At 45.0% G+C, this 3803-nt stretch carries 4 protein-coding genes; 2 read left to right on the top strand and 2 right to left on the bottom strand.

Features of this window, described 5'->3' with window-relative positions; all coding sequences use genetic code 11:
* Together BOW51_RS08335 and BOW51_RS08330 are read left to right on the top strand one after the other, a co-directional pair.
* A partial coding sequence (locus tag BOW51_RS08335) for an IS3 family transposase (RefSeq protein ID WP_153039637.1) occupies positions 1 to 297 on the top strand: 297 nt, incomplete at its 5' end.
* A 76-nt stretch (positions 298 to 373) separates the two neighbouring features.
* Positions 374 to 583: a hypothetical protein gene (locus tag BOW51_RS08330; protein ID WP_078477297.1), complete on the top strand. Its 210-nt coding sequence runs from the start codon at positions 374 to 376 to the stop codon at positions 581 to 583.
* 224 nt (positions 584 to 807) lie between these two features.
* On the opposite strand, the gene BOW51_RS08325 is transcribed toward BOW51_RS08330, so the two are convergent.
* Together BOW51_RS08325 and BOW51_RS08320 are read right to left on the bottom strand one after the other, a co-directional pair.
* On the bottom strand, positions 808 to 2934 hold the full coding sequence (locus BOW51_RS08325; RefSeq protein ID WP_078477296.1) for a hypothetical protein: 2127 nt from the start codon (positions 2932 to 2934) through the stop codon (positions 808 to 810).
* A gap of 100 nt (positions 2935 to 3034) precedes the next feature.
* Positions 3035 to 3526, bottom strand: a complete 492-nt coding sequence (locus BOW51_RS08320) for a hypothetical protein (protein ID WP_135568163.1) — start codon at positions 3524 to 3526, stop codon at positions 3035 to 3037.
* Positions 3527 to 3803 lie beyond the last annotated feature (277 nt).

Here is a 3803-nt window from a genome sequence, read left to right as displayed (position 1 = left end):
TATCTGCATTCAGATCGTGGATGCCAATTTACCAGCCGTGAATATCAGCGGTTCCTGAAAGGGTATAATCTGATCTGCTCGATGAGCGCTGTGGGTAGTTGTGCAGACAATGCATCCGCAGAGAGCTTCGTCGGGCAACTGAAAAGAGAACGTGTCAACCGAAGAACATACCTGACCCATGCTGAGACCAGGGCAGACATCTTTGATTATATTGAGCGGTTTTACAATCCCAGAAAACAGCGTAAATTATCTGCACTGGATAATAAATCAACCTTAACTAAACTGTCCGGATGCTGACTTTGACTGTAGAGATTTCGACGCTCCTTACGGCCAATATGCCAAGGATGGCCACTATCTCCAGAGTCTACCCACCGTGGAAGAGATTTCCGAAATTATCACCACCACTCAGCGCCTTTTGGCGGAAGAACGTGCAGAAACCGAGATGTTCAATGACAGACTCACCTTGGAAGAGGAGTTCTCTGAATTTGAGCGTAGTAGACATGTAGCCGAGTATTTTCGCCATCAGGCCGAGTTGGATCGGAAATTCAATGAAGATGTAGAAAAGGCAATAAGCCAGTACTAGAGTGAAAAGAAATTCAATGCGCCTTTCGAGAGTGACTTGAGAGTCAATGTGCTTGAGAATAAATGGTCCCCTAGCGACGACTTCACTTGGGACACTGAGTCCGAGGTGGGGGCTGTCTGGGAATGATCGCTCTGGCTACAGCAAAACGATATTAATCAGGGGTTCCTTAGCGAAGCGCTCGGGTGAATTAGACCGCTTCACTACTGCGATCGGAGGCCACAGTGCTATTGAATGTTGCAGCATTTTTGAGGAGAGGATTCCGTGTTTATGCTCTCACTTGGAAGCGTCTCATATGCGGGTGGCGGGATGGTTGTTTTGTCGGGAATAAAGTGACGATCTCTGCTTGGTAGCTCAAAATCTTCAGGTATGCTTGAATCATGTGTTGTCTCAATTATTACATCAGAACCTCTCCTTGTTACGGATGTTGGCCTCGCACCAAACTCAGTTGCAATTCTCCAACTACTCCGTCCATTATCGGTATTTCGCAGAAAAGCATCATATAATTGCTGCGAGTGCTTTTTGCCCCCATATTCCTTCATGACTTTTTGAGCACGTCGATTCATTATCTGGACTCTTTCATGCCTTCCTGGAACAAATTGATCACTTTGTTCTAGCTTCAGAAATTGATTTCTCACTACATCGCTTTGGGAAATGAGAGTGTCTCCGCCCCTCAGACTATATAAAAAGCGAATCGATTGTTTATTTGGATCAAATTGAGTTTTGTAGCTTGACCTTCCCCCTCCAGACCCACTGAAACTTGTAGTCGCAGTTACTGCACCATCTTTATTTTTTCTCATTATTGTTGAATCTCTAATCATTTTTTGAGTGCTACGGGAAGTGAATTTGTCATTACGACTTTTCAATCTGGCACGCAACTCATCCAACGATATGCTTTCTGGGCTTGCTTCAGCTAAACCAGGAGCCTCCGTAGGACTCCCTAACTTACCCTTTACACGCGGCAACCCAAATGTAAATTTTTCTGACCATCCTTCACCTTTGTTCCCCTTAATGTGATCTACCGACTCCTTGCCCCCCTTATTAAGGAATGATTTTCTACCACCATTATTGGGGGGTGCAGTTTTGGTTTGTTTGATTACGCCCTTACCCATACCTGCCATCTTCATGCTCATTAGATCTGACGAAAGCGAACTAGGATTATCGGGCGCACCCTCACCGTGCGCAATATCTTGCACGACATCCACAGCGTGTCCGAATCCTGTTGCTGCAGCGCCTACAGGGTTCATCAGGCTTAAACCAAAGCCTATAAATTGTCCAGCCTTGTCCATTTTGGCGCGATCTGTTGGGCTAATGGAGGGAGGTTTATTATTGATCGCAGAGTGCAAATCATCAGACGCCTCGATGAATGAAGTAATTGGCTTTGTAAAGGCATCTGAAAAACTGTCTGCCATTTCATCTCCGTCATAGGATGTCTTAACCTTCGGTGAAGTGAAGATCTTCTGCATCGTCACTCCATCACCAAGATCAATTACGGGACCTATGGTCTCACCCCCTGTGTTTCTAGGAGGAGGTTTTAATGACCTCTCTTCTTTCACAGGAACATCCTTCTGATCCTCGGCATACACTATAGGTTCACCGAGCTTATTTGTTAGAGGTCTTTCATGGAACGTTGGCTCGGCAAATACATAGTCGTCGGGTAGTTCTTCCGCAAATTCCAACTTGCGCATTTCTGACACAGCATCTGCGATTTCTTCCTCCGTGTCCGTGTAGGATGTTTTAACCTTCGGTGAAGTGGAGGCATTCTGCATCGTCACTCCATCACCAAGATCAATTACGGGACCTATGGTGTCGTCCCCTGCGTATTTATTTGATGGCCTATCTGGAGGAGAGATTAATGCATTCTCTTCTTTCTTTGTTAGAGGCCTATGAAACGATGATTCCGAAATTTCTAATTTGGATATAGATTCTGGGAGAAAGGAGAACGCCTTCCAATCTAACGAAATCTGACCATTAATGCTATTGAGCGAATCTGAAATCCCGCCATCAAGGTACCATTTATCCTCAGGCGCATTGAATCTCAAACCCACCTCGGACTCAGTGTCCCAGTCGCTCTTGAGCAGTCCGACTCTGGCGGATTCGATTTCGATGCCCTGACGGCCCAATTTGAGACCAGCAGAAAAACCGATGCCAATATAGGCGTCGTATTCTACAGAAACATATTTCTGATACTCGGCATACATTCTAAAGTCACGTTCACCAAACTTATAAGTGCAGTGTAATATCAGTGCACCGTTCTCAAACACTGAAGCTTGGACGAAGAGCACCAAGCCAAAATTGATACCGACCGCCAATAAAAAGACTGCAGCTCTAAATTTCTTAATAATCGTGGCCATAACCTATGGTGTTAGTAGACGTATATATTCTCACACCAAACTCATAGACTCTTGGTCCCCACCGATCCAACTCGGACTGTCGAATTAATCAGAGTCTCTCTTATTCCGGGTTGACGAGAACCCATCTGCCAGTAGGCCCCTGCTTCACGCAAGTCATCTCTGTTACAGGCGGAAATGTCGTATTGGAGGTAGGGCTGTTTTTCACCTCTGAGGGTGTACACCTACGTAATTGGTATTTTATGTAGCCTTTTTTCGTCATACATTCATCTGTAACGCGCTCTCTTAAGTCTGCGTTTGCATCATATGTATGGACATCTCCGCCGGATATTTGTCCGCCAGTTGTGTCGCATTGAATGTTGTCACCCATTGTGTAGCAATTTGTTTTTGTTCGTGTCGTAAAGATTGGTGTGCGACGAACTTGCATGCTAGCGGGTACAGCATTAACTGCATTAACTTGGCAAGCAGTTAAGTCGCTGGTCTGCTTTTGTGGCTTGACACCTGTTTTGTGATGCATCGGAACTGGCGTAGAAACACACCCGGACAACAGCAGAAATGCAACTATTAAGCCCATGGTAACTTGATTGATACGCATATTGCGGCTCCTCATCTGTGTAACTAATATTTATTTATTGAACTCAAGGAATAATTATGACGAATCTTGATGGAAAAAGGAATAGCGGCAATGGCAATTAAGGGCGCCTCGAATAATCCAAATTTATCATGGCATGTCTCGATTCTTTGTCAAGATTCCGATTTTCACTCGAAATCGGGGCACGGATACCATTTTAACTGATCATTATTTGATCAATTAACACCTTCCAGGCGGACCAATCCCCTGGCATCAAGCACCAGTCTCATCAAAATAACTC

It is taken from the genome of Solemya elarraichensis gill symbiont (assembly GCF_002021095.1).
In the GTDB taxonomy this organism is placed as follows: domain Bacteria; phylum Pseudomonadota; class Gammaproteobacteria; order Chromatiales; family Chromatiaceae.
Note: the sequence above shows the minus strand (reverse complement) of the source record. Positions and strands in the feature narration are given on the sequence as shown.